Origin of the sequence: Vibrio galatheae, assembly GCF_000967545.1 — a bacterium.
Classification (GTDB): domain Bacteria; phylum Pseudomonadota; class Gammaproteobacteria; order Enterobacterales; family Vibrionaceae; genus Vibrio; species Vibrio galatheae.
The window spans coordinates 67,715-88,562 of record NZ_JXXV01000012.1; the positions used below are offsets into that span (position 1 = coordinate 67,715).

At 43.6% G+C, this 20,848-nt stretch carries 21 protein-coding genes and 1 pseudogene; 8 read left to right on the plus strand and 14 right to left on the minus strand.

All coding sequences use genetic code 11. The features are described from left to right. Positions 1 to 71 precede the first annotated feature (71 nt). Positions 72 to 413, plus strand: a complete 342-nt coding sequence (locus TW81_RS05980; protein ID WP_045954798.1) for an ArsR/SmtB family transcription factor — start codon at positions 72 to 74, stop codon at positions 411 to 413. A 67-nt stretch (positions 414 to 480) separates the two neighbouring features. On the opposite strand, the gene TW81_RS05985 is transcribed toward TW81_RS05980, so the two are convergent. The 5 genes and pseudogenes from TW81_RS05985 to TW81_RS19345 form a co-directional block, all read right to left on the minus strand. Next, positions 481 to 873: a GFA family protein gene (locus TW81_RS05985; RefSeq protein ID WP_204243989.1), complete on the minus strand. Its 393-nt coding sequence runs from the start codon at positions 871 to 873 to the stop codon at positions 481 to 483. A 12-nt stretch (positions 874 to 885) separates the two neighbouring features. After that, positions 886 to 1,755 (minus strand): mechanosensitive ion channel family protein, encoded by an 870-nt coding sequence (locus tag TW81_RS05990; RefSeq protein WP_045954800.1) that lies wholly within the window; start codon positions 1,753 to 1,755, stop codon positions 886 to 888. Between the two features lie 176 nt (positions 1,756 to 1,931). Further along, positions 1,932 to 2,399, minus strand: coding sequence for a DM13 domain-containing protein (locus TW81_RS05995; RefSeq protein WP_045954801.1), 468 nt, complete (start codon positions 2,397 to 2,399; stop codon positions 1,932 to 1,934). 75 nt (positions 2,400 to 2,474) lie between these two features. Continuing rightward, positions 2,475 to 2,804, minus strand: a pseudogene (locus TW81_RS18830) (M20/M25/M40 family metallo-hydrolase); the annotation flags it as partial. Beyond that, positions 2,797 to 2,976, minus strand: coding sequence for a hypothetical protein (locus tag TW81_RS19345; RefSeq protein ID WP_052706157.1), 180 nt, complete (start codon positions 2,974 to 2,976; stop codon positions 2,797 to 2,799). The pseudogene TW81_RS18830 and the gene TW81_RS19345, both read right to left, overlap by 8 nt. A gap of 480 nt (positions 2,977 to 3,456) precedes the next feature. On the opposite strand from TW81_RS19345, the gene TW81_RS06005 reads away from it, so the two are divergent. Further along, positions 3,457 to 3,903, plus strand: a complete 447-nt coding sequence (locus tag TW81_RS06005; protein WP_045954802.1) for a hypothetical protein — start codon at positions 3,457 to 3,459, stop codon at positions 3,901 to 3,903. A 179-nt stretch (positions 3,904 to 4,082) separates the two neighbouring features. Here TW81_RS06005 and TW81_RS06010 read toward each other — a convergent pair whose 3' ends face one another. The 3 genes from TW81_RS06010 to TW81_RS06020 form a co-directional block, all read right to left on the minus strand. Beyond that, entirely contained in the window at positions 4,083 to 4,829 is a 747-nt protein-coding gene (locus TW81_RS06010; RefSeq protein WP_045954803.1) for a carbon-nitrogen hydrolase family protein, read from the minus strand. A 271-nt stretch (positions 4,830 to 5,100) separates the two neighbouring features. Continuing rightward, on the minus strand, positions 5,101 to 6,132 hold the full coding sequence (tdh, locus tag TW81_RS06015) for an L-threonine 3-dehydrogenase (protein WP_045954804.1): 1,032 nt from the start codon (positions 6,130 to 6,132) through the stop codon (positions 5,101 to 5,103). Positions 6,133 to 6,272: 140 nt separating this feature from the next. Further along, the gene (locus TW81_RS06020; protein ID WP_045954805.1) at positions 6,273 to 7,466 is read right to left on the minus strand and encodes a glycine C-acetyltransferase; all 1,194 of its coding nucleotides are present in this window, start codon (positions 7,464 to 7,466) and stop codon (positions 6,273 to 6,275) included. Between the two features lie 210 nt (positions 7,467 to 7,676). Between TW81_RS06020 and TW81_RS06025 the strand changes: the two genes are divergently transcribed. Further along, a complete protein-coding gene (locus TW81_RS06025) occupies positions 7,677 to 8,594 on the plus strand; it encodes a LysR family transcriptional regulator (protein ID WP_045954946.1) in 918 nt (305 codons plus the stop codon). Between the two features lie 30 nt (positions 8,595 to 8,624). On the opposite strand, the gene TW81_RS06030 is transcribed toward TW81_RS06025, so the two are convergent. The 5 genes from TW81_RS06030 to TW81_RS06050 form a co-directional block, all read right to left on the minus strand. Then, positions 8,625 to 10,088: a PepSY-associated TM helix domain-containing protein gene (locus TW81_RS06030; RefSeq protein WP_156980920.1), complete on the minus strand. Its 1,464-nt coding sequence runs from the start codon at positions 10,086 to 10,088 to the stop codon at positions 8,625 to 8,627. Positions 10,089 to 10,196: 108 nt separating this feature from the next. Further along, a complete protein-coding gene (locus TW81_RS06035; RefSeq protein ID WP_045954806.1) occupies positions 10,197 to 10,559 on the minus strand; it encodes a hypothetical protein in 363 nt (120 codons plus the stop codon). A gap of 109 nt (positions 10,560 to 10,668) precedes the next feature. Beyond that, positions 10,669 to 11,052: a cytochrome b562 gene (locus TW81_RS06040; protein ID WP_045954807.1), complete on the minus strand. Its 384-nt coding sequence runs from the start codon at positions 11,050 to 11,052 to the stop codon at positions 10,669 to 10,671. Between the two features lie 79 nt (positions 11,053 to 11,131). Then, positions 11,132 to 11,875 (minus strand): phosphatase, encoded by a 744-nt coding sequence (locus TW81_RS06045; RefSeq protein ID WP_045954808.1) that lies wholly within the window; start codon positions 11,873 to 11,875, stop codon positions 11,132 to 11,134. A 44-nt stretch (positions 11,876 to 11,919) separates the two neighbouring features. Then, positions 11,920 to 12,366, minus strand: a complete 447-nt coding sequence (locus TW81_RS06050) for an SRPBCC family protein (RefSeq protein ID WP_045954809.1) — start codon at positions 12,364 to 12,366, stop codon at positions 11,920 to 11,922. A gap of 149 nt (positions 12,367 to 12,515) precedes the next feature. Between TW81_RS06050 and TW81_RS06055 the strand changes: the two genes are divergently transcribed. The 5 genes from TW81_RS06055 to TW81_RS19405 all read left to right on the plus strand — a co-directional run bounded on the left by TW81_RS06055 (position 12,516) and on the right by TW81_RS19405 (position 19,772). Continuing rightward, on the plus strand, positions 12,516 to 15,383 hold the full coding sequence (locus TW81_RS06055; protein WP_045954810.1) for an HD domain-containing phosphohydrolase: 2,868 nt from the start codon (positions 12,516 to 12,518) through the stop codon (positions 15,381 to 15,383). Positions 15,384 to 15,745: 362 nt separating this feature from the next. Beyond that, positions 15,746 to 17,248, plus strand: coding sequence for a glucose-6-phosphate dehydrogenase (zwf, locus tag TW81_RS06060; RefSeq protein ID WP_045954811.1), 1,503 nt, complete (start codon positions 15,746 to 15,748; stop codon positions 17,246 to 17,248). Further along, positions 17,245 to 17,961, plus strand: coding sequence for a 6-phosphogluconolactonase (gene pgl, locus TW81_RS06065; protein WP_045954812.1), 717 nt, complete (start codon positions 17,245 to 17,247; stop codon positions 17,959 to 17,961). Before zwf ends, pgl begins: the two co-directional genes overlap by 4 nt. Positions 17,962 to 17,996: 35 nt before the next feature. Further along, entirely contained in the window at positions 17,997 to 19,445 is a 1,449-nt protein-coding gene (gene gnd, locus TW81_RS06070; RefSeq protein ID WP_045954813.1) for a decarboxylating NADP(+)-dependent phosphogluconate dehydrogenase, read from the plus strand. A gap of 189 nt (positions 19,446 to 19,634) precedes the next feature. Continuing rightward, entirely contained in the window at positions 19,635 to 19,772 is a 138-nt protein-coding gene (locus tag TW81_RS19405) for a hypothetical protein (protein ID WP_204243986.1), read from the plus strand. A gap of 74 nt (positions 19,773 to 19,846) precedes the next feature. Here TW81_RS19405 and TW81_RS06075 read toward each other — a convergent pair whose 3' ends face one another. Beyond that, a complete protein-coding gene (locus TW81_RS06075) occupies positions 19,847 to 20,743 on the minus strand; it encodes a LysR family transcriptional regulator (protein ID WP_045954814.1) in 897 nt (298 codons plus the stop codon). Positions 20,744 to 20,848: the final 105 nt, after the last annotated feature.

The window sequence follows — 20,848 nt, forward strand, 5'->3', positions numbered from 1 at the left end:
ATATTGCGCCCTCTGCCAATAGAACGTATTATCAATCGTTAAATAGCGATGGGAAGTTGAGTGAGATTAGAATGACAAAATGGTGCAACAGTGCAAACGCGCAGGCCTTTAAGTCTTCAGCAATTGAATTAGAAGTAGAAAAACAGTTTTCTGCTCAGGCGAAAGCCCTCTCTCACCCTGCCCGGGTTAGAATCGTAAAAATATTGCTCAATCTCGAAAAATTAGATGGTTGCCTCAATAGCAATTTAGTTTCCGAGTTGGGTCTGGCCCAATCGACTGTATCTGAACACTTACGAATTCTGAAACAAGCCGGATTTATTACGGCGGAATCAATCCCGCCGAAAGTGTGTTACCGCGTCAACAAAAGTGAAATTGAAAAGTTTTCACAGCGTTACGCGCTGATATTCAGTTAGCTGATTAGTCTAGATAAAACTAGACATATGGGCAGTGTTCGTTTGTAGCCTGTATTTGAAAAAGTTGCTAGCGATCGGCTGGGTGGTTAACGCCATCATTAGTGACAACGTCACCCAAATCAAACGGATTGACCCCTTCCAGACAGCCGACGTTAAATCCATACTCATCCGGTGCGGATCGTCTTTGGTGATGGGTGTAAATACCACAGTTCGAACAAAAATAATGCTTAGCTGTGTTGGTATTAAATTGGTAGAGCTTCAAATGTTCCGCGCCCTGTAAAATGCGGATGCCTTCTAGTGTCACCGAAGCCACAATGGCCCCTTTACGGCGACAAATAGAGCAATCGCAGCGTCTTGGCTTTTCTATTCCGTTGGGCAGATCCAGCTCGAATACTACCGCTCCACAATGGCAACTCCCTTTGTGCTTGGGCAAAATTGGCGTATTCCCTACTCGCTTAATCATCTCTACTCCTTAAATTTCTTCATTCGACACTGACTTCTGCCTATCCGCTGGAAAGCGTTCTTCGTACAATTGCATAAAATCAGCTCGAATTAAGTGCTCTAAATGTGTCGCTTTGTCGGTTGGGCAGAACAGCATGAAATGAACGTTCTGCTCTCCGGTTGCCCCACTAGTTATGTGTATGTGTGGCTCCGCACCAGGCAAATCGACTCCAGCATGCTTCTCGATGACAGTATTGTATCTTGTGGCAACTTCGTGGAAGTAATGCGTATGAACATCGATTTTTTCCAACATAAGTGGTATCAAGGGATAGAGGTTAACAAACTCAGGAACAACAATATTAAAGTCATGATAAACATAACGTTTCATGAAGTTTAGGTTTTTAACCGGAAAGGTGAAAAACATACTATTGGGCAGTGTGGCCGTTTTACCTGTGTAGTGATACTGACCATGGTGAAGGTCAATTTCTTGAATCACGGTTGCCATCATGTTGTGCTCAATCACCTCGCCACATATCTTACCCACTTCTATCCAGTCACCGATTCGAAAAGAACGCGAGCTTGCACGCTGGATGGAACCAGTGAAACAGAGGATGATTTCTTTCGATGCCACAACGATTGCCACAGCAATCGCTGTAACAGACAACGCAAACTCATTGATTTCGGCCTGCCAAAGAACAAACAGCAGTAATAAGGTGAAAATGAAAGTGCCATTTTTTGTCCGTGACATCCAATTCCTTTGCTTTTCTGATACAAAAGCAACATCACCACGAATAGTCGATAAAATGGCTCTGCGAATAAGATATATCAGCGCTACGATCAGTGCTGTAAACACGAATTTATGAGTTAGAAGAAAATCGATTACGGCTTGTACTTTCTCCACGCTCCGCTCCTAATAGGGTTATTGAATGCTCGATGCCAACCAGCCGGCATCGTTATAAAACTTAATGATAATATTCTTCAATATCATCAGTTAGCGTAACTTCCCACACATCTAAGACAAGATCTAGCATCTCAACTAAATCTTGTCGGCTCGGTTAAAAATCTTGGTCGAATTAGCTATCTATAACGTGCGGAGGTGATAAATTCACCGAATGTTTCACACCAGATGATCACGGTATTGTACTCATCGGTAGGAAAATTCTGAGGTAGATCAATGGAGAATCGGTCGAAGCTTTTTACTTCACCGATTTGCACCATTGAGAGTTTTTTCGCGTTGAATTCTGACTCAGTTTCGACAAACGCGGGAGAAAAATAGAGTTTGTAATCGGGCCCCGGAGCTAGTTCGCCAACAAAAGCGATTTTATCAACACTGATTGATACAGAACCTTCCCCCCAATGAAGAAAGTCGCTGCCTTTACGATCTTTTTGAAAGCTAGCAGTGTAAATAGCTCGATTAGTCACGCTTTGCACATCTTCCATGCTCGGTGCTATCGGCTGGGTAAGAATGGGTAACGCGTAAATACCAAGTGCGAAACCCATTCCTACACATAAAGTATGCGTCAGCAGTAAAAAGATCCTTTTCATCCCGATATCCACGTGTAATCACTCTACGGATAAATGTATATGAATTTCAAAGAAATAACAGGTAAAGGTTTTACTTTAGCGATAATTTAATGCGGTTTTTTCTGCCAGCCTCACAATCACATTGACGGTCTGTTCCATGCCTTCGATAGAGATAAACTCGTGGATCCCATGAAAGTTATAACCCGCAGTAAATATATTTGGACATGGTAGTCCCATGAACGACAGTCTTGCTCCATCTGTACCGCCACGGATGGGTTTTACTTGAGGTTCTACATTGCAATCGATCATCGCTTGCTTAGCTAACTCAATCACGTGTGGATAAGGTTCGACTTGTTCACGCATATTGAAATAGCTGTCGGTGAGTTTAAGCTCAACTCTCCCTTGCTTTAACGTTGAATTAAGCTGCTAAACTTTCTCTATCATAAATTGCGTTTGCAAGCCCGAGTTGTTCTAGTTCTTGTTTTAGAAATTGTGCGAACGTAATTTGCCCTTCGCTGCTTGGGCAATCAAGATTTGACGGGTTTGATTGAGTGTTGAAAGACACATAGCGTAAAAAACGTTGTACTAATTCATTCATAGCGATAACTCTTATTATTCTGTTTCTAAACAATAATCTGACAACATATCCTACTATTTTCCACACTGTGAGTTTTGCTGCAAATCAGTTTTTGAACAAACAACCTAATCGTAATGTCTGAATCTTCCATCGAAGTTTTGCTTTGAATTTTGCGCACGCAGACGTATATATGCTGCGACTGACAATATGCCCATTGTTGCTGTTAAACTTTGAACAAAGATCACAAATCGTTTTCAAATGTATGACAAAATCTTTTATAACCATGGCGCTTTTTTTTATAGCATCTAGTGTTATATAAGTATTTTTAATCGGTAACTTGTCAATACAAATTCAATCTCTAACAACATCAATGGCTAAACGAGAAATCGTTACGAATCGCGCCTCGCAACTTAGCGAGGCGCTTTTATTCTGTCTTCCAAGTAGTAATTTCCAACTAAATCGTTAAAATACCTGCCCACTTATATTTGTGAGAGTACAAGCATGCAGAGCGACTACACATACAACTGTTTATCTCAGATGGCTAAAGAAGAGTTAGAAGAGCTAAGTTTAAGGTTGATTCACCGCCTTGTTCCAGAAGAGTCAATGAACGAGCTGTTTACCTTTGATCAAGATGAGACAGAAAACGAAGATAAGCTCCAAGAAGTGCAGTTTGATGCTATGTTGCGTATGAATGCTATCGCACTAAGCGAACTCCCTGCCCTGTTTGAAGAGTCTCAAAGCAAAGCACAAAATATAGTGAGGATGCAACGTCTGTTGCTTTGGCATTTTTACGCGGTTTCATTTCACCTTGAACGAGCGATTCCACTTGAAACACACTGTAACCACGTCGAAGTGATCGTTAAGCAAAGCCCGCATAATGCCCTAGAGTGGGTAACTACCTTAACCGACTTACTGCGCCAGTATTCGAAAATCGCCACCGCGGTTTGAGCCCCTAGGCGCATTCCATATTTCTACAAACCGAGCATCGAATGCTCGGTTTTTTGTTTCTCACGATCTGGATAATCCTGCCCATCTAAATTTTGGTTAGATTAAAGGTTGCCCACCTAACATCTGCGTCTACTAGCGCGAACGCCAACCTGAATTGAAAATGACATGCGTTGATAGCGCTATAATCTGATTGCCTTAATCTCGTCACCCGCTATCTTGCATAAAACCAAACAACTTTCTTTAGAATTCGAGCTCATAACGAGCTTTCCTGTAGAGTCCCAAATTGAGTTGTCACCGCAGCTTGCCCAACCACCCGTCATTGAAATATGGTTACTTAAAACAACGGGGAAACCTTGTTCCAAGGCAATTGTTGATAAAATCTTAGAATCGGTTTCAAAACCGCTATCTGAAATCAAAGCACTGACCACATAAATATCTGCACCCAACGTTTTAGCCTGTCGAGAATGCTGTTGTTTGGTAAAGTCCGCACAAATAGCCAGTGCGATTTGATGACCATTAACGGTAAAAGAATAGTCTTCCGAACCAGATGAGCAATACTCATCCTCACCAACGTGAAGATGTTGCTTTGAGTAAAACTCTACTGTGCCATCAGGAAAACAGACTACAGCGCCTATTGTTGGCTTTTCATCATCACCATTGGTTAATGGACACCCAGCTATGACGATAATGTCATTTTCAATTGCAGCTTGAGAGAGTTGTTTGAAGTTTGCTGGCTCGGGAAGCTCAGCAAGCTCGGAAGCTAAATCTAGCTCATAGCCAGTCAGTGATAACTCAGGGAAAACAACGACATCCGCATTATGTTTAGACGATCGTTCAATCATTTCAAAGTGATGATTTAGGTTGCCACTTAAGTCACCTCTTGCAACTGGGATTTGCGCCAAGCTTATCGTTACACCAGTATTCAAGTTTCCTCCTTAAGACTTAACGCCCTTTTATTGGGCAAACAACGCATAACACAAAACCGCTGAGCAAGGGTCTCTTCTCTTCAACCGTTTGTATAATGCATCGAACTTAGATGCCTTTTTTGATTATCAATAATACGAGCTATATTACGCGTAAAGCCTATCATCAACTGTTCAAAGTCATGAAGGTGATAAATTAAATTACTAGAAATTTGTGACCAGAGTGCTGAAACAAAAAACGCCCCTTTCGGAGCGTTTCAGAATCAATATTGGGTTATTCCCAATCAAGGATCACTTTGCCAGACTGTCCGCTACGCATGACGTCGAAGCCTTGTTGGAAGTCATCAACTTTGTAGTGGTGTGTGATGATTGGCGATAAATCTAGGCCAGATTGAATCAATGAAGCCATCTTATACCAAGTTTCGAACATCTCACGGCCGTAGATCCCCTTGATCACCAAGCCTTTGAAGATCACTTGGTTCCAGTCGATGCCCATATCTGATGGTGGAATACCTAGCAGAGCAATGCGCCCGCCGTGGTTCATTGTGGTTAGCATTGAGTTAAATGCTGCTGGGTTACCTGACATTTCTAGACCAACATCGAAGCCTTCTGTCATGCCGAGTTCAGCCATCACATCTTCTAGCTTTTCTTCCGCGACGTTTACCGCGCGAGTTACGCCCATCTTACGAGCAAGCTCTAGGCGGTATTCGTTTACATCTGTGATCACAACATGACGTGCACCAACGTGTTTGGCAACCGCTGCAGCCATGATACCGATAGGGCCAGCACCTGTGATAAGCACGTCTTCACCGACTAGATCGAAAGAAAGCGCAGTGTGAACTGCGTTGCCAAACGGGTCGAAGATAGACGCGAGATCGTCAGAGATACCTTCAGGGATCTTAAACGCGTTGAACGCAGGGATCACTAGGTATTCTGCGAATGCACCTTCACGGTTTACACCTACACCAATGGTGTTACGACATAGGTGAGTACGACCGCCACGACAGTTACGGCAGTGACCACAAGTGATGTGACCTTCGCCAGATACGCGGTCGCCAATTTCAAAGCCACGAACTTCCTGACCAATCGCCACGACTTCACCAACGTATTCGTGGCCGACCACCATAGGAACCGGAATCGTCTTTTGTGACCATTCATCCCAGTTGTAGATGTGTACATCTGTACCACAGATAGCGGTTTTCTTAATTTTGATCAGAATGTCGTTATGACCAACTTCAGGTTTCTCAACCTCAGTCATCCAGATGCCTTCTTCAGGCTTTAGCTTTGATAGTGCTTTAATTTTCATAGTATTCACCAAACATTGCCTCGCTCTATGCGCGACAAAAAATTGTTCCACCAACGATGTTTAAAGAAGCGGCAGTGGCTTCCCTATAAACCTACTTACCAAGGGTTGGGAAAGCCTTTTACCTTTAGTATTCTTCAAACTTAGATGATGCCCATGTCTTTACCAACTTGGATGAACGCATCGATAGCACGATCGAGTTGCTCACGAGAGTGTGCGGCTGACATTTGCGTACGGATGCGAGCTTGGCCTTTTGGCACGACAGGGAAAGAGAAACCGATTACATAGATGCCCTTCTCTAGTGCTCGTTCGGCGAACTCAGCAGCTACTTTTGCATCACCTAACATGATTGGGATGATCGCGTGGTCAGCACCACCCATAGTGAAGCCCGCACCTTCCATACGTGCGCGGAAGTGTGCTGCGTTTTCCCATAGGCGGTCACGTAGATCGCCGCTCTCTTCAAGTAGATCAAGAACGCGGATAGACGCATTTACGATTGCAGGTGCAACAGAGTTAGAGAATAGGTATGGACGAGAGCGCTGACGTAGCCAGTCGATCACTTCCGCTTTGCCCGCAGTGTAACCGCCTGAAGCGCCGCCCATTGCTTTACCCAGCGTACCAGTGATGATATCGATACGGTCAACAACGTTGTGGTACTCGTGCGTACCTGCGCCAGTTTTACCCATAAAACCCACTGCGTGAGAGTCATCAACCATAGTTAATGCACCGTGCTTCTCTGCGAGATCGCAGATAGCAGGAAGGTTTGCAACCACACCATCCATAGAGAACACACCGTCGGTTACGATTAGAATGTGGCGAGCACCTGCTTCTTTCGCTGCGATCAGTTGCTGCTCTAGCTCTTCCATATTATTGTTTGAGTAACGGAAACGCATCGCTTTACATAGACGAACACCGTCGATGATTGAAGCATGGTTTAGCGCATCAGAAATGATGGCATCTTCTTTACCTAGAATGGTCTCGAACAGACCTGCGTTGGCATCAAAACAAGAGGTGTAAAGGATGGTATCTTCTTTGCCTAAGAATTTAGACAGTTTTTGTTCTAGCTCTTTGTGGATATCTTGAGTACCACAGATAAAACGAACTGACGCCATACCAAAACCGTGAACGTCCATGCCCTCTTTACCCGCTTCGATAAGTGCTGGGTGGTTCGCTAGGCCAAGATAGTTGTTAGCACAGAAGTTCAGTACTTCTTCGCCTGAAGCAATTTTTACCGCAGCCTGTTGCTGAGAAGTGATAACACGCTCTGATTTGTAAAGACCTTCAGCCTTTACTTCTTCAATTTGGTTTTGAATTTGTTCGTAGAATGCAGAAGACATTTCAAATTCCTTCCTAGTTATTATTTATATGTGCTTAAACGCTTGGCTCAAGCCAAAATGATGTTTTAAGTGTAATCCAACATCGCGAAATCCATTATCCCGCCAAGCGGAAAAACATTAGTGAACATGAGGCACAAATAATGCTGTTTGTTGATGACGATTAACTCACTAGCCGTTAAAATGGCGCTAAACCCTGCAACGTAAATGAAAATGAAAAATACCAAGCTCATTGCACTCTTACCTGATTTAGCCAGTTTTATCCTAATCGTTGATGAAGGTAGTTTTACTGCTGCAGCCAAAACTCTCAATGTCACCCCTTCTGCGTTAAGCAAGTTAGTTACGCGTTTAGAAACCTCTCTGTCGGTTAAATTGTTTGAACGAACGACACGTAAGCTCATTATCACCCGATCAGGTCAGCAGGTGTACGATCAAGCGCTGGTCATGGTTAACGCAGCGCAACGAGCGGTAGAATTATCAACGACCGATCATCAGGAAATGTCTGGTGCATTAACTGTCGCAGCACCTGAAGCGTTTTTGAATTCAGTACTCCAACCCCATGTTGTCCCTTTTTTGCAAAAATACCCCGAAATTCAGTTAAAACTGCGGGTCGCGGATGGCGAAATCGATTTGATTCGTGATGGAATAGATGTGGCGTTTAAGCTAACCGATAAACCAGATGAAAATTTGGTGCTGAAGGAAGTGAGCAAAACTAACCTAGTGTTGTGTGCCAGCCCGGCTTACATCGATAAAAATGGTATGCCCACCCACCCAACCGATCTTAATCATCATGACTGCCTCTACTTAGCGGAAACCAACACAGACCACATATGGGACTTTTTTAAAGACGATGAATATCATTCGATTGCCGTTTCTGGTCGCTATGCAGTTAACCACTCTCAAATGCGTTTAACTGGTGTGAAAAATGCCCTCGGAATTGGCATATTTCATGATTTTGTTGTGGCGGATGCGTTAGCCAACGAAGAAGTCATTCCTATTCTCGCCGATTGGACGTTAAAAAGTAACTACCACGGCGCTATTGCAATGCAGTACCCACAAACAAAATACATGCCTGCGCGACTGAGAGGGTTTATTGATTATATGGCGTTGCAGCTAGGTGCAAATGAATAAAGCCCCATTGCTAGGGCTTTGAATTATTGTTTAGCTGAAGTATTGCGCCAACCTCGCGTTTTTACGCACAATCAGTGCATCTAAACAAAACATGGCGATAATAGTCAGCCCTGCAAGTGGAAATAATATACTGGTGGCAATAACACTTGCTAAGCCTACTTTCCAAACACCTTCTTCAACAAATCGTGGGGGAACGCCTAATTTTCCTTGATTTACTGGACGTCTAACCCACCACATAGCCACGCCAGTCATTGATATTATGACCAACGCAACACAAAAAAGAGCGTTTAACATCTTGTTTATCAAGCTTAAGTCCCCTTGATGCAAAGAAACCCCTGCGGCCATAAGTTTCGCGACTAGCGTGTAGTCCTCCCAAGTCACGTCGACTAAGATATCACCTGAGTATTGATCGAAGTGTGTCGTTCGATCTTGTCTAGGATCGGTGACATCCCCTGCCATCGAATTCGCGGCAACGGTATATACTCCAGTCTTTGATTGAGGTAAAAACACCTTAAACTTCGTAAATCCTAACTGGCGCGCTTGAGCAATAATATGATCAAGTCCAATACTATTCGTTAAGTCAGAGCTAGCTGTAGAATGGTGAGCGTGGTGAGAACCATGATGTCCATTTGACTGGGGGACAGGTGATTGCTCCAGGTTCCAAGGCAACTCTTCTTCGCTTCCATGATTTAAATCTTGATGCACCAACACTGACTCAGGTTTGTCTCCCCAAGTATAATATGTGGGAAACGTATTCCACCCTTGCACGAGTTTCGCTCCCCAGACACCAGTCCAAGCTAGCCCCGACAGCAAAAACATAAGTAAGACAAAGGATAGTGCACCACCAAGGTTGGCATGCAAATCGCGCATGAAGACCCTTACACCTTTGTTAACGCGAAGTTTTAGAAATCCGGCTCGACTTGCCTGATCTTTCGGCAACCATAGGTAGATTCCACTTACTAAGAGTAAAATAGCTAAGCTTGCTGCGATTTCTATTAAATAGTCACCCCATTTACCGATTAAAAGTGTCCCATGAATATCGTTGGCGAGTTGATACCAACTGTTATTTCTATCAATTTCACCAATGACTTCACCAGTATAAGGATTGACTGTGACTAATACGGACTGTCCATCCCCCAAACTGACGTTAAATCGATTAGCTTGGTCAAGAGAATCAGAAGCAATAAACTGAGTTATCTTGGCGTTTGGGTATTTCACTTTGACCGAGTCGAGTTGTTTAGATGGTGCGAGTGCGTTTCCTTCAGGAATGACGTTGATAATCTCACTGTATCTGAGTTGTTCTATCTCATCGTCAAAGAGCATTATTAGCCCAGTAATACTGAGCATTATCATAAATGGAATGACGAACAAACCAGCGTAAAAATGCCAACGCCATGCGAGAAAGTAGCGAGCCTTTGTCTGTTGTTTAGTGATGTGATTACTTTGCGATGAGCGCAAAGAGCGTTTAGGCGGAGTCTGTAGTTGACTACCCATTATTAGTACGTCCTTTATTGAGCGCACAACAAAAAACTCGATTCGATATCGAGTTTACAATGCTGAGCAAAACTTTACTTAATGCGGCTTGAAGCCAATTGTTTATTGTTATGAATAGAGTAAAGAGTTCAACGGTGGCGCCCTTGGGATAGCGAGTTGAAATCGCTCACTTAGAGCCAAATAAGTGTACGATTCAATATTCGCTAAGGCTTCTTTCTGTCTATGTGTTGGTGTTGGAAAAGTGTCTTGATGGAAAGTCGAGAAATGGCTAAATGGACAAGGTTTGGCATGCTGGGTTTCGGCTTTACCTTCTTCGATTTGGATCAGTTCGAATCCGTTAATAGTACAAAGCGTCGCCCAAACACCCGCACTTGCCCCATGAGCGTTGATTACAGGCATCAAAGTCACAAGCACCCAACTTAGGGCACTTGCGATTAGCATTGTTCGCTTAAAATTTGATGCGTTTAACATGTCGACTCTCAATTATTAGAGTGCAAATATATTACCTTTTACTAACAAACTCAGTAAACGCCGCTAAAAAACCTAACGGCGATCAAGATTTTTGATTTATCGGCCAATTTTAACCGAACAGCTTGCTCCAAATACTTGGGTTACGTTTGTCATGGTACTCTTCGCGTAGGTGGTCAACTTTTTGCAGTGCTTCTTTCGCCGCAGCTAAGTCACCAGATTCGAGTTTGGCTTCAACAGAATCGAGCGCCACAGATAACTTACTGAATCCTTCAAAGTAAATATCAAATTTTTCTGGCGGATAGTCACCTCGTTTTGATTGTTCAACCAATTTGGAAAGATTGGCTACCGAAGATTGCATTTGTGAAATTTCAGTTGCTTGGGCGGCATTTTTAAACTCTACCTTCATCTGCTTCATCGTAGCTTTCAGGTCAAAGTCACTGGCAAATACTTGAGCAGACAGCGCAAGGGCTAAAATAGGAATTAACTTTCTCATTGTCTTATCTTTATCATGGAAAAGGATTGGTAAGTGTACTGAAGTTGCACAGTACACTTAAGATGAATTGTGTTTCAACTTATAGATTCTGATATTCAGGGATAGGATCATGACCTCGTAGCGATAAGAAGTCTAGAAACTGTTTTACATTGTGGGTGATCACTTTGTCGCTGCTAACCCCAACCGTATCGAACAATGTTGAGGCTTTACTCAACTCACCAACATCCTGGCAGAAATGAGCATCACTGCCAGTGGTAAAGTAAACCCCAATTTCGTTACCCAGTTTTGCAATTTCATAACAACGTTCAACACTTCCGACTCGGCTATTGCCTTTGAGGGTTGTATTGTTGATCTCTATTGCGACATTGTTTTCTTTTGCACTACGCAGAACCTGTTGATAGTCAAAATCGAAATTCGGGTTGCCCAGGTGACCTAACGCATCAACGTTACCGCTCTCAATCGTCTTGATTAACGCCTCCGTATGGGTCGCCTTATCACTGGGCCTAAATACAGGCTCATGAAAGCTCGCGATGATCCAATCTAAGCTTTTATATGAAGTCGGATTGACATCAATCTCACCTTGGGTGTTGAGGATATTAGCTTCAACACCACGGATAATAGCGACGCCTTCAATAAATCTCGGTAAAACGCGTTGATTCGAGAAAAACCAAAAATGCGGTGCACCTGGCATCGATTCAGCGTGATCAGTGGTGCAAAACATTTGCAGTCCATTTTCTTTCGCCGAACGGGCGTTTTCGATCAAAGTACTGTAGGCATGGCCACTCGCGTAAGTATGAGTATGTGTATCAACAACTAGGTTCATAATTTTGCTTTGATGGTGAACAATAGCGCTATGTTACCAGCCTATCACTCTTGTTGCTCGCAAATCATTTTGATTTGAGGCAGCGCTTTTTCCCAACCATCATTAAACATGGCAACAAAATCGGGATGCGTTTCAATGGTTACAACAAGTAAAGTACTGTGGTCAGTTTGCTCAATTTGATAGGTCTCTCGGCTGCCTATCCATTTTCTCGCCGAATCACTATCGATTTCTTGGATTTGGTCAACGCCAAATATTGAAATGTGGTGGTACTCAAGATGGTGATTACGCTCTAAACGATCGACGATTGCTTTCGTTCCACCTAGTTCCGGGTCAAAAAAGCAAATTTGCTCCCCTTCTCCCCAATTGCCAGAAAATTGAGAATTGGGTGAAAATGCTTTGGCCCATAGCGAATAATATTCGCTATGAGTCAACACATGCCAAACTCTTTTCGGGCTTGCCATAATTTCTAGTTGATATGTCAATGTCAGCATACTTAGTCCTCTGAAACCTCAACTATTTATAGTCGGGCTTGAGCACATTTGCCTATGACAAGAATAAAATTGAGATTGTTAACAACCTTTTATTGCATGTTCTTAAGTTTGACCAATACTTTAATGAGCGTTTAGGCAAAAGGTGACACATGAACAAACGGCGTTATTCACTCAGCATTCATATTACTAGCCTTTTTCTCACCATCACGACCTTTGTTGGAATCGTGTTAATTGCAATTAGTTATTTGCATTCGCAGCAACTGTTAAAGCAAAGTGCCAAAGAGTTGAGTAACGAAAATAGCCTCAAGTTAGAAACGACCTTTCAGCGTAGAATCGGGCCGGTATTGACCACGTTAGATTTTCTTTCGATGACTGAAGTTATTGAAGGAGGCAAAGCTCCCTATGACCGACCAAGATTTATTAACGCGGTTACCTCGGTGTTTGAACGCAGCCCAGAGTTAGTGTCACTCTTTTTCGCAAATTTAGAAGGTGATTTTACCTCACTAAGACCACTAAGAACTGACGCCGACAAGCAACGCTTTGACGCGCCCGAACAAACGTCAATGCTGATCATAAAAACAACCGTTTCGGGTGAAAATATCTTCTATTACTTGGATAAAACACACCAGATCATTGATTCCGTCGCTCGTAATGACAACGAATTTGATCCACGTAAAAGGCCTTGGTATACCAACGCAGCGCGTGACGGAGAGATTAGACTCACTGAACCCTACTTGTTTTATTATCACAAAACACACGGTGTGACATTGTCACGAAAATCACCCACTGGAAATCACGTTGTTGGGGCCGATTTTACGCTTGACTCTTTAACTGAGCAGATCAATACACTTGGTGAGTCGACTCGTACAAAAATGATGTTGTTTGACACACAATTCAACCCATTAACGCACTTACACGAGGTGACGAATGAAGGTCAAACAGAGCAGCAAGCTATTGAGAACAGTATTTTTCAGCCGATTCTAGGCCGGGATACCAACCAAATATACTACCAATCCGTTCAGTATCAAGGTGAAAACTGGTCAGTCACCCTAACGCCTGTGGTACTGAATAAGCAAACTCAACTGCTGCTCGCCGAGGCCACACCACAAAATGACATACTCTCGTCGCTGTTATCGATGCGCGAGCGTCAGGTACATGTCGCGATTCTGATGATCGGAATCAGTTTCATACTCGTATGGTTTATCTCTAGACGCCTTGCTAACCCACTACAAACTCTTGTCAAACAAACAGAAAACATTGCTCGATTCGATTTCCAGAAAACGCGCTATCCGAAAAGTGTTATCAGAGAGGTATCCGATCTCACTAAATCGATAGAATTGATGGAGCATACTCTGCACGATTTGTTGCGATTACTTCGTGAAACGGCCAGCAATAAAGATTTTTCTCTACTCGCTAAAACCGTTGCCCATCAGAGTTATCTAGTAACGCGTGCTGAGACGATAGTTTTCTATACACGAGAAAAAGATGACGATCTCTTCGCCATCTCAGCCAATCACGCCATAATTCCGTTTAAGATAGACCTAAATGAATTTCTCGATAGCACCGCGTGGATTAAAACCGACTTGGTAAATGGCAGTATTGTCCACCTGAATCGTTCTGATAACGCTCTTGCGAAACATCGTGAATATCTCTACAACTCAGATCTCTATTTCTTTCCGATCCACAACCGTGACGGCAAACTTGTCGGCATTCTTCTATTGGGATACGAGCGTGCGATTCAAAAAGCGCAGAGCGACAAACACGCGTTTTTAAAAGAGCTACTTAGCTTTGCAGAAATCGCCAAAGAAAATATCGCTCAAATGGAGCAACAAAAAGAGATGCTCAATGCCTTTGTTGAACTTATCGCCTCTGCTATCGATACCAAGTCCCCTTATACTGGCAGCCACTGTCAACGAGTCCCAACGCTCACGAAAATGATCGTTAAAGCCGCGGTAGAAGATGACCTGCACTTCCCGCAATTTTCTATGAGCAAACAACAGTGGGAAGAGTTGCATCTAGCGGCCTGGCTGCACGACTGCGGCAAAGTCACCACCCCAGAATTCGTCATCGACAAAGCGACCAAATTAGAAACCATTTATGACCGTATCCACGAAGTGAGAATGCGTTTTGAGTTACTTAAAGCGCAAGCAGAAATCGATTTCTGGAAGGGCTTAAACGCGGGCGAAGACAAACAGCAGCTTAAAGCAACGTTAACGCAACGTCATAAAAAACTAGACGATGATTTTGCTTTTGTCGGCCAATGCAATATTGGCAGCGAATCAATGAGTGAAGAAGCTTTGAATCGTCTGGTTGAGATAAGCCAATACAAATGGACACGCACGTTAGACGATCAAATCGGTGTCTCATGGGTTGAAAAACAGCGCGCTAGTGAAGCGCAAAATTTGCCAGTTGAGGAGTATTTACTCGCGGATAAAACCGTACACAAAATCCATTGGGATTCCTGCGTTAAACCCCAGGAACTGTGGCAGGAAGAATTCATCCTCTCGCCTAGTGACCTTAAATACAATCGTGGTGAGTTGTACAATTTGTCTATTGAGCGTGGAACACTAAATAGCGAAGAAAGATATATGATAAACGATCACATCATTCAGACTATTATGATGTTGAAACGCCTACCGTACCCAGACCACCTCAAAAACGTACCTGAAATTGCTGGTGGTCACCATGAACGCATTGATGGACGGGGCTACCCTAAAGGCTTGCATGAAGAACAGCTATCCATCCCTGCCCGCGTCATGGCGATTGCCGATGTTTTCGAAGCGTTAACCTCAAGTGATCGACCTTATAAAAAGGCCAAAACCCTCGCAGAGTCCATCGACATCATGACAAACATGGCGACAACGGGGCATATCGATCCCAAGCTTTATTTGATCTTCTTAGAACAATCGATCGACCAAGAATATGCAAGCCAATTTTTAGATGAATCACAGAAAACTGGATTTGACCGTCAAACACACATCAAAAAAGTAAAAGACTTTATTAAGTCACGCTTCTGATCCATCCAACATCGATTTATAGGTTATTTACTCTATTTTCTATTCAAACCTATAAATCGATCTCACGACAATAATTCAATAAGTTACAAAAAAATCAGTCAATATTTAATCGTTTGCCCTACGAAAGGTTGATGTATGTCAAATACTCATAGACAATACGCTGCCATCTGCAATTGTCGCACTGCATTTTTACTCTGCACAGCTGCAATCTAAACACCAAATGGCATGAATTTTTTGGTTCGCCTATCGACACAATAGGCAAGAGCTATTTTATAATTTGAGGTGTCGTTGATACCGTTGGCATTCTAAAAGTGTCAACCACATTGGCACATGCTAACTACCTCGTTTCTAAGGGAAAGATGATGGTAATACCAGAAAACAGCAGCATCGTTATTTTTGGTGCTTCGGGTGACTTAACCTATCGCAAGTTGATCCCGGCTTTATATCACCTTTACTCCAACAAACAACTGCCAGAAAACTTCGCTATTTTGGGTGTCAGCCGTACAGAATATAGCGATGAGTCATACCGCGAAAAACTGAAACGCTCTCTTCAAGAAATGGAGAAAACAGAGCCAGCAACGCTAGATGCCTTTATTAACCATCTACACTACCAAGCTATCAACACATCAGATTGTGCTGATTACAGTAAATTATCTGCTCGTCTTGACCAACTGTCTGACCAGTATCAGTTTGATTGCCGCAATACCCTATTCTATTTGGCTACGCCACCAAGTCTTTACAGCGTGATTCCAGCGAGCCTCGCAGCACACGGACTTAACAGTGAAGAGGATGGTTGGAAGCGTCTTATTATCGAAAAGCCATTCGGTTACGACTTAGAGTCAGCCCAGCGCCTCGACAAAGAAATCCATGAGCATTTTCAAGAACATCAAATCTACCGCATTGACCATTATTTGGGTAAAGAAACCGTGCAAAACCTTTTGGTGTTCCGTTTCTCTAATGCGATGTTTGAACCGCTATGGAACCGTAACTTCATTGATTACGTAGAAATCACTGGGGCGGAGTTCTTAGGCGTTGAAGAGCGCGGAGGTTACTATGACAACTCAGGCGCTGTACGCGATATGTTCCAAAACCACCTATTGCAAGTGCTAGCAATGGTTGGTATGGAGCCGCCAGCGCAAATCAATGCTGATTCGATGCGTGATGAAGTGGTTAAAGTCCTTCAGTGTTTGAAACCACTTGAAGAAGAGGATCTGCGTAAAAACTTAGTTTTAGGTCAGTACACCGAATCTGACGTGCGTGGTGAATTCTTACCAAGCTACCGCGATGAACCGGGTGTTGCTGAAGACTCTCGCACCGAGACTTACGTTGGCTTAAAAGCGTACATCAACAACTGGCGCTGGAATGGCGTTCCTTTCTATGTTCGTACTGGTAAGCGTCTTCCTACTCGTGTGACTGAAGTGGTTATTCATTTCAAGCAGACACCTCACCCTGTGTTTGGTCAAAATGCTCCGGAAAACAAACTCATCATTCGCATCCAGCCTGATGAAGGAATTCAAATGAGCTTTGGCCTTAAAGAACCAGGCGCAGGCTTCCACGCCAAAGAAGTAAAAATGAATTTCCACTACGCTTCTCTTCAAGAGACACAAATGTTGACTGCGTATGAGCGCTTATTGTTGGATGCACTCAATGGCGACGCGACTTTGTTTGCACGTAGTGATGCGGTAGAAGCATGTTGGAAGTACGTTCAACCAATACTCGATTTTAAACAAGATCCACAAGCCCTATTTGGTTACGCTTGTGGTACATGGGGACCAAAAGAATCTGATGATTTGTTACAACGTGACAATCGCGCTTGGCGCTTCCCATGTAAAAACCTAACAGATACGGATTACTGCGAACTATGATCAATCATAAGATTTTCCAGACGGCTGACCAAGTTGTCGCAAACTTAGCCGACGAGATGCAGGCGTTGAGCAAACTTGGCCGCCCTGTTCATATCTCACTTTCTGGTGGCAGCACACCAAAAATGCTCTTCACTCTTCTCGCACAGACACCTTATGCAGAAGCGATTGAGTGGAACAACCTTCATTTCTGGTGGGGTGACGAGCGTTGTGTGGCTCCAGACGATTCAGAAAGCAACTATGGCGAAGCAAATACCCTATTGTTTAGCAAAGTTAACTTGCCGGTTGAGAACATCCACCGTATCCGCGGCGAAGATGACCCTGCTGTAGAAGTAGAACGCTTTGCTAAAGAGATGGCAGATGTTATTCCTTGTGAAAATGGCACTCCAGTATTTGACTGGATTCTGCTAGGCGTAGGCGCCGATGGACACACAGCGTCTCTATTCCCAGGTCAAACGGACTACGCGGATCAGAATTTATCCCTGATTGCCGCTCACCCTGAATCAGGTCAGATTCGAGTGTCTAAGACAGCAAAGGTGTTAGAAGCAGCCAAGCGTATCAGTTATCTGGTTCTTGGCGCAGGTAAGGTAGATATTGTATACGAAATTCATACCACTCCCGCCGAAGCGCTGCCTTATCCTGCAGCTAAAATCCAGTCAAAATCTGGTGAGACGGAATGGTATTTAGATTCAGACGCAGCAGCAAAAATCGCGTAATGCGAGCGTCCAAATAGGAAAATTGGAGAGAAATAATGAAAGGTGATATCGGTGTAATTGGCCTAGCAGTAATGGGTCAGAACCTTATCCTAAACATGAACGACCACGGTTTTACAGTGGTTGCACACAACCGTACTGCTGCGAAAGTAGATGAATTCCTACAAGGCCCAGCGAAAGGCACCAATATCATTGGTGCATACTCTCTTGAAGAGCTGGTTGAGAAACTAGAAACGCCGCGTAAAGTCATGCTAATGGTTCGCGCTGGTGATGTAGTCGATAAATTCATTGAAGCACTAGTACCTCTACTAGATAAAGGCGATATCATCATCGACGGTGGTAACACGAACTACCCAGACACTAACCGCCGTGTAGCTGCACTACGTGAGAAAGGTATCCACTTCATTGGTACAGGTGTATCTGGTGGTGAAGAAGGTGCACGTTTCGGTCCATCTATCATGCCTGGCGGCGCAGCTGAAGCTTGGGAAGCGGTTAAGCCTATCTTCCAAGGTATCTCGGCAAAAACTGATGCTGGCGAGCCTTGCTGTGACTGGGTTGGTAATGACGGTGCAGGTCACTTCGTGAAAATGGTACACAATGGTATCGAATACGGTGACATGCAGTTGATCACTGAAGCTTACCAGTTCATGAAAGATGGTCTTGGTATGTCAGCTGACGAAATGCAAGCCGTATTCGCTGACTGGAACAAAACAGAACTAGACAGCTACCTAGTTGAAATCACGGCTGACATCCTTGGCTACAAAGATGAAGACGGTGAAGCACTGGTTGAGAAAATCCTAGATACAGCAGGCCAAAAAGGTACCGGTAAATGGACAGGTATCAATGCGCTAGACCTAGGTATTCCACTAACGCTCATCTCTGAGTCTGTTTTCTCTCGCTGCCTTTCTGCATTGAAAGACCAACGTGTTGAAGCGGAGAAGCTGTTTGGTAAGACAATCACGCCAGTTGAAGGTGACAAGCAAGAGTGGGTTGACGCACTTCGTCAGGCGCTTTTAGCTTCTAAGATCATCTCTTACGCGCAAGGCTTTATGCTAATGCGTGAAGCGTCAAACGAAAATGGTTGGGATCTAAACTACGGTAACGTTGCTCTAATGTGGCGTGGTGGTTGTATCATCCGTTCAGCGTTCCTAGGCAACATCCGTGATGCGTACGAAGCGAACCCAGATATCGCGTTCCTAGGCTCAGATGACTACTTCAAAGGCATCCTACAAAACAGCTTGTCAGCATGGCGTAAAGTAGCGGCGAAATCTCTTGAAGCTGGTATCCCTATGCCTTGTACTATCTCTGCACTGTCGTTCCTAGATGGCTACACTACAGCTCGTCTGCCTGCGAACCTTCTTCAAGCTCAACGTGACTACTTTGGTGCTCACACATATGAGCGTACTGACCGTCCACGTGGTGAATTCTTCCACACAAATTGGACTGGTACCGGTGGTGACACAGCGTCAACGACTTACGACGTATAACAAAAAGGATGAGTTAGGTATTTATTCATACCTGCGACTCATACTATAATATTCGTCTTACGGAGGATGTTAACTGAGTTAACATCCTTTATTTTTTGAAACCTAATACAAGGAGTCTCCATCAACTGATGGCGATAAGGTGATTTTTTAACCGGGAAGGTTACTACTACCAAAATAGAGGTTCTTTCGATGACTATTAATAAGTACTTTGTATTCGTTCCACCACAACAGGAACGTGCACTCGATAAGGAAAATAAAGTGGCTAACGAAGAAGAAACTCAACGTCAGGCTTTAGTAAAACAAGCTCAGCAACAAGGCGGCTTGTAATACGGCTAGGTTTCAAAAGATAAAAGGGAGCACATTTGCTCCCTTTTGTTATCTTACGCGGTATAGAACAACCGCTAAATCTTGGCGTTGTTTTTAAAGTTCTTGAGTAAGTACTGGATACACCAAGATTTCGCTTCACCAATCTTGTTACGTTTCCAAGCTAGAATGATTTCCATAGGCAGAGGTTTAGTGTCACTAATCTGCTTAAGTATTCCATTCGCTATCAGCTCGTTTGCAAGATCTTTGGGCAATGTTCCGATCCCTAGCCCGTTTTTAAGCGCATCAACCTTTGCTGCGAAATTAGTCACAGTTAAACGTGGTTGTCGCTGGGTAATGTTGACACTGATTGCTGGTTGCTCACGGGCAGTATCTGCAATGGCGATGACACGATATTTCTCGCGTGCTTGTTCGTCAAATGCCCCACTTCGTTTATGGATATAATGATCGGTCGCCGCAACCCATATCATCTCCATGTGACCGATAACTTCTGCTTTAACATCTTGTGGCAGTGTTTCCATTCTCGGGCACACCAGCAAATCTGCTCGACCTGAGTTAAGTGCTTCCCAACAGCCTGCTAAAATTTCCTCTTGCAGCTTAACTCTGGTAGAACTGACATTACTCAAATCGTTAACAAGATTGAAAAAATTTTGAACTGGGATGATTCCATCATACGCAAAAGTAATATCAAGTTCCCAGCCGTTTGCTAGAACACTTGCATCATTGACTAACTTTTCTGTCGCAACAAGGATCTCCCGACCACGTTCTAGGATCAGCTTTCCCGCCTCGGTAAAACTGGCTTTGTGACCTGAGCGATCAAAAATCATAATGTCGAGGTCCTGCTCGAGCTTCTGGATCTGATAGCTCAACGAAGAAGGTGCCCTATCGAGTTCGTTAGCCGCAGCCGCGAAACTACCTCGCCGATCAATTGCATCTAAAATATGCAGTGCTTCAAGCGTAATTGGACTTTGCAATGTTCTTATTCCTATCAATATAACAAATACTTAAAGTGATATAGATCACAAATTATATTCTTTATTTGAACTTATAAGCCAAAGGTAAATGTGAATTATCTTTAT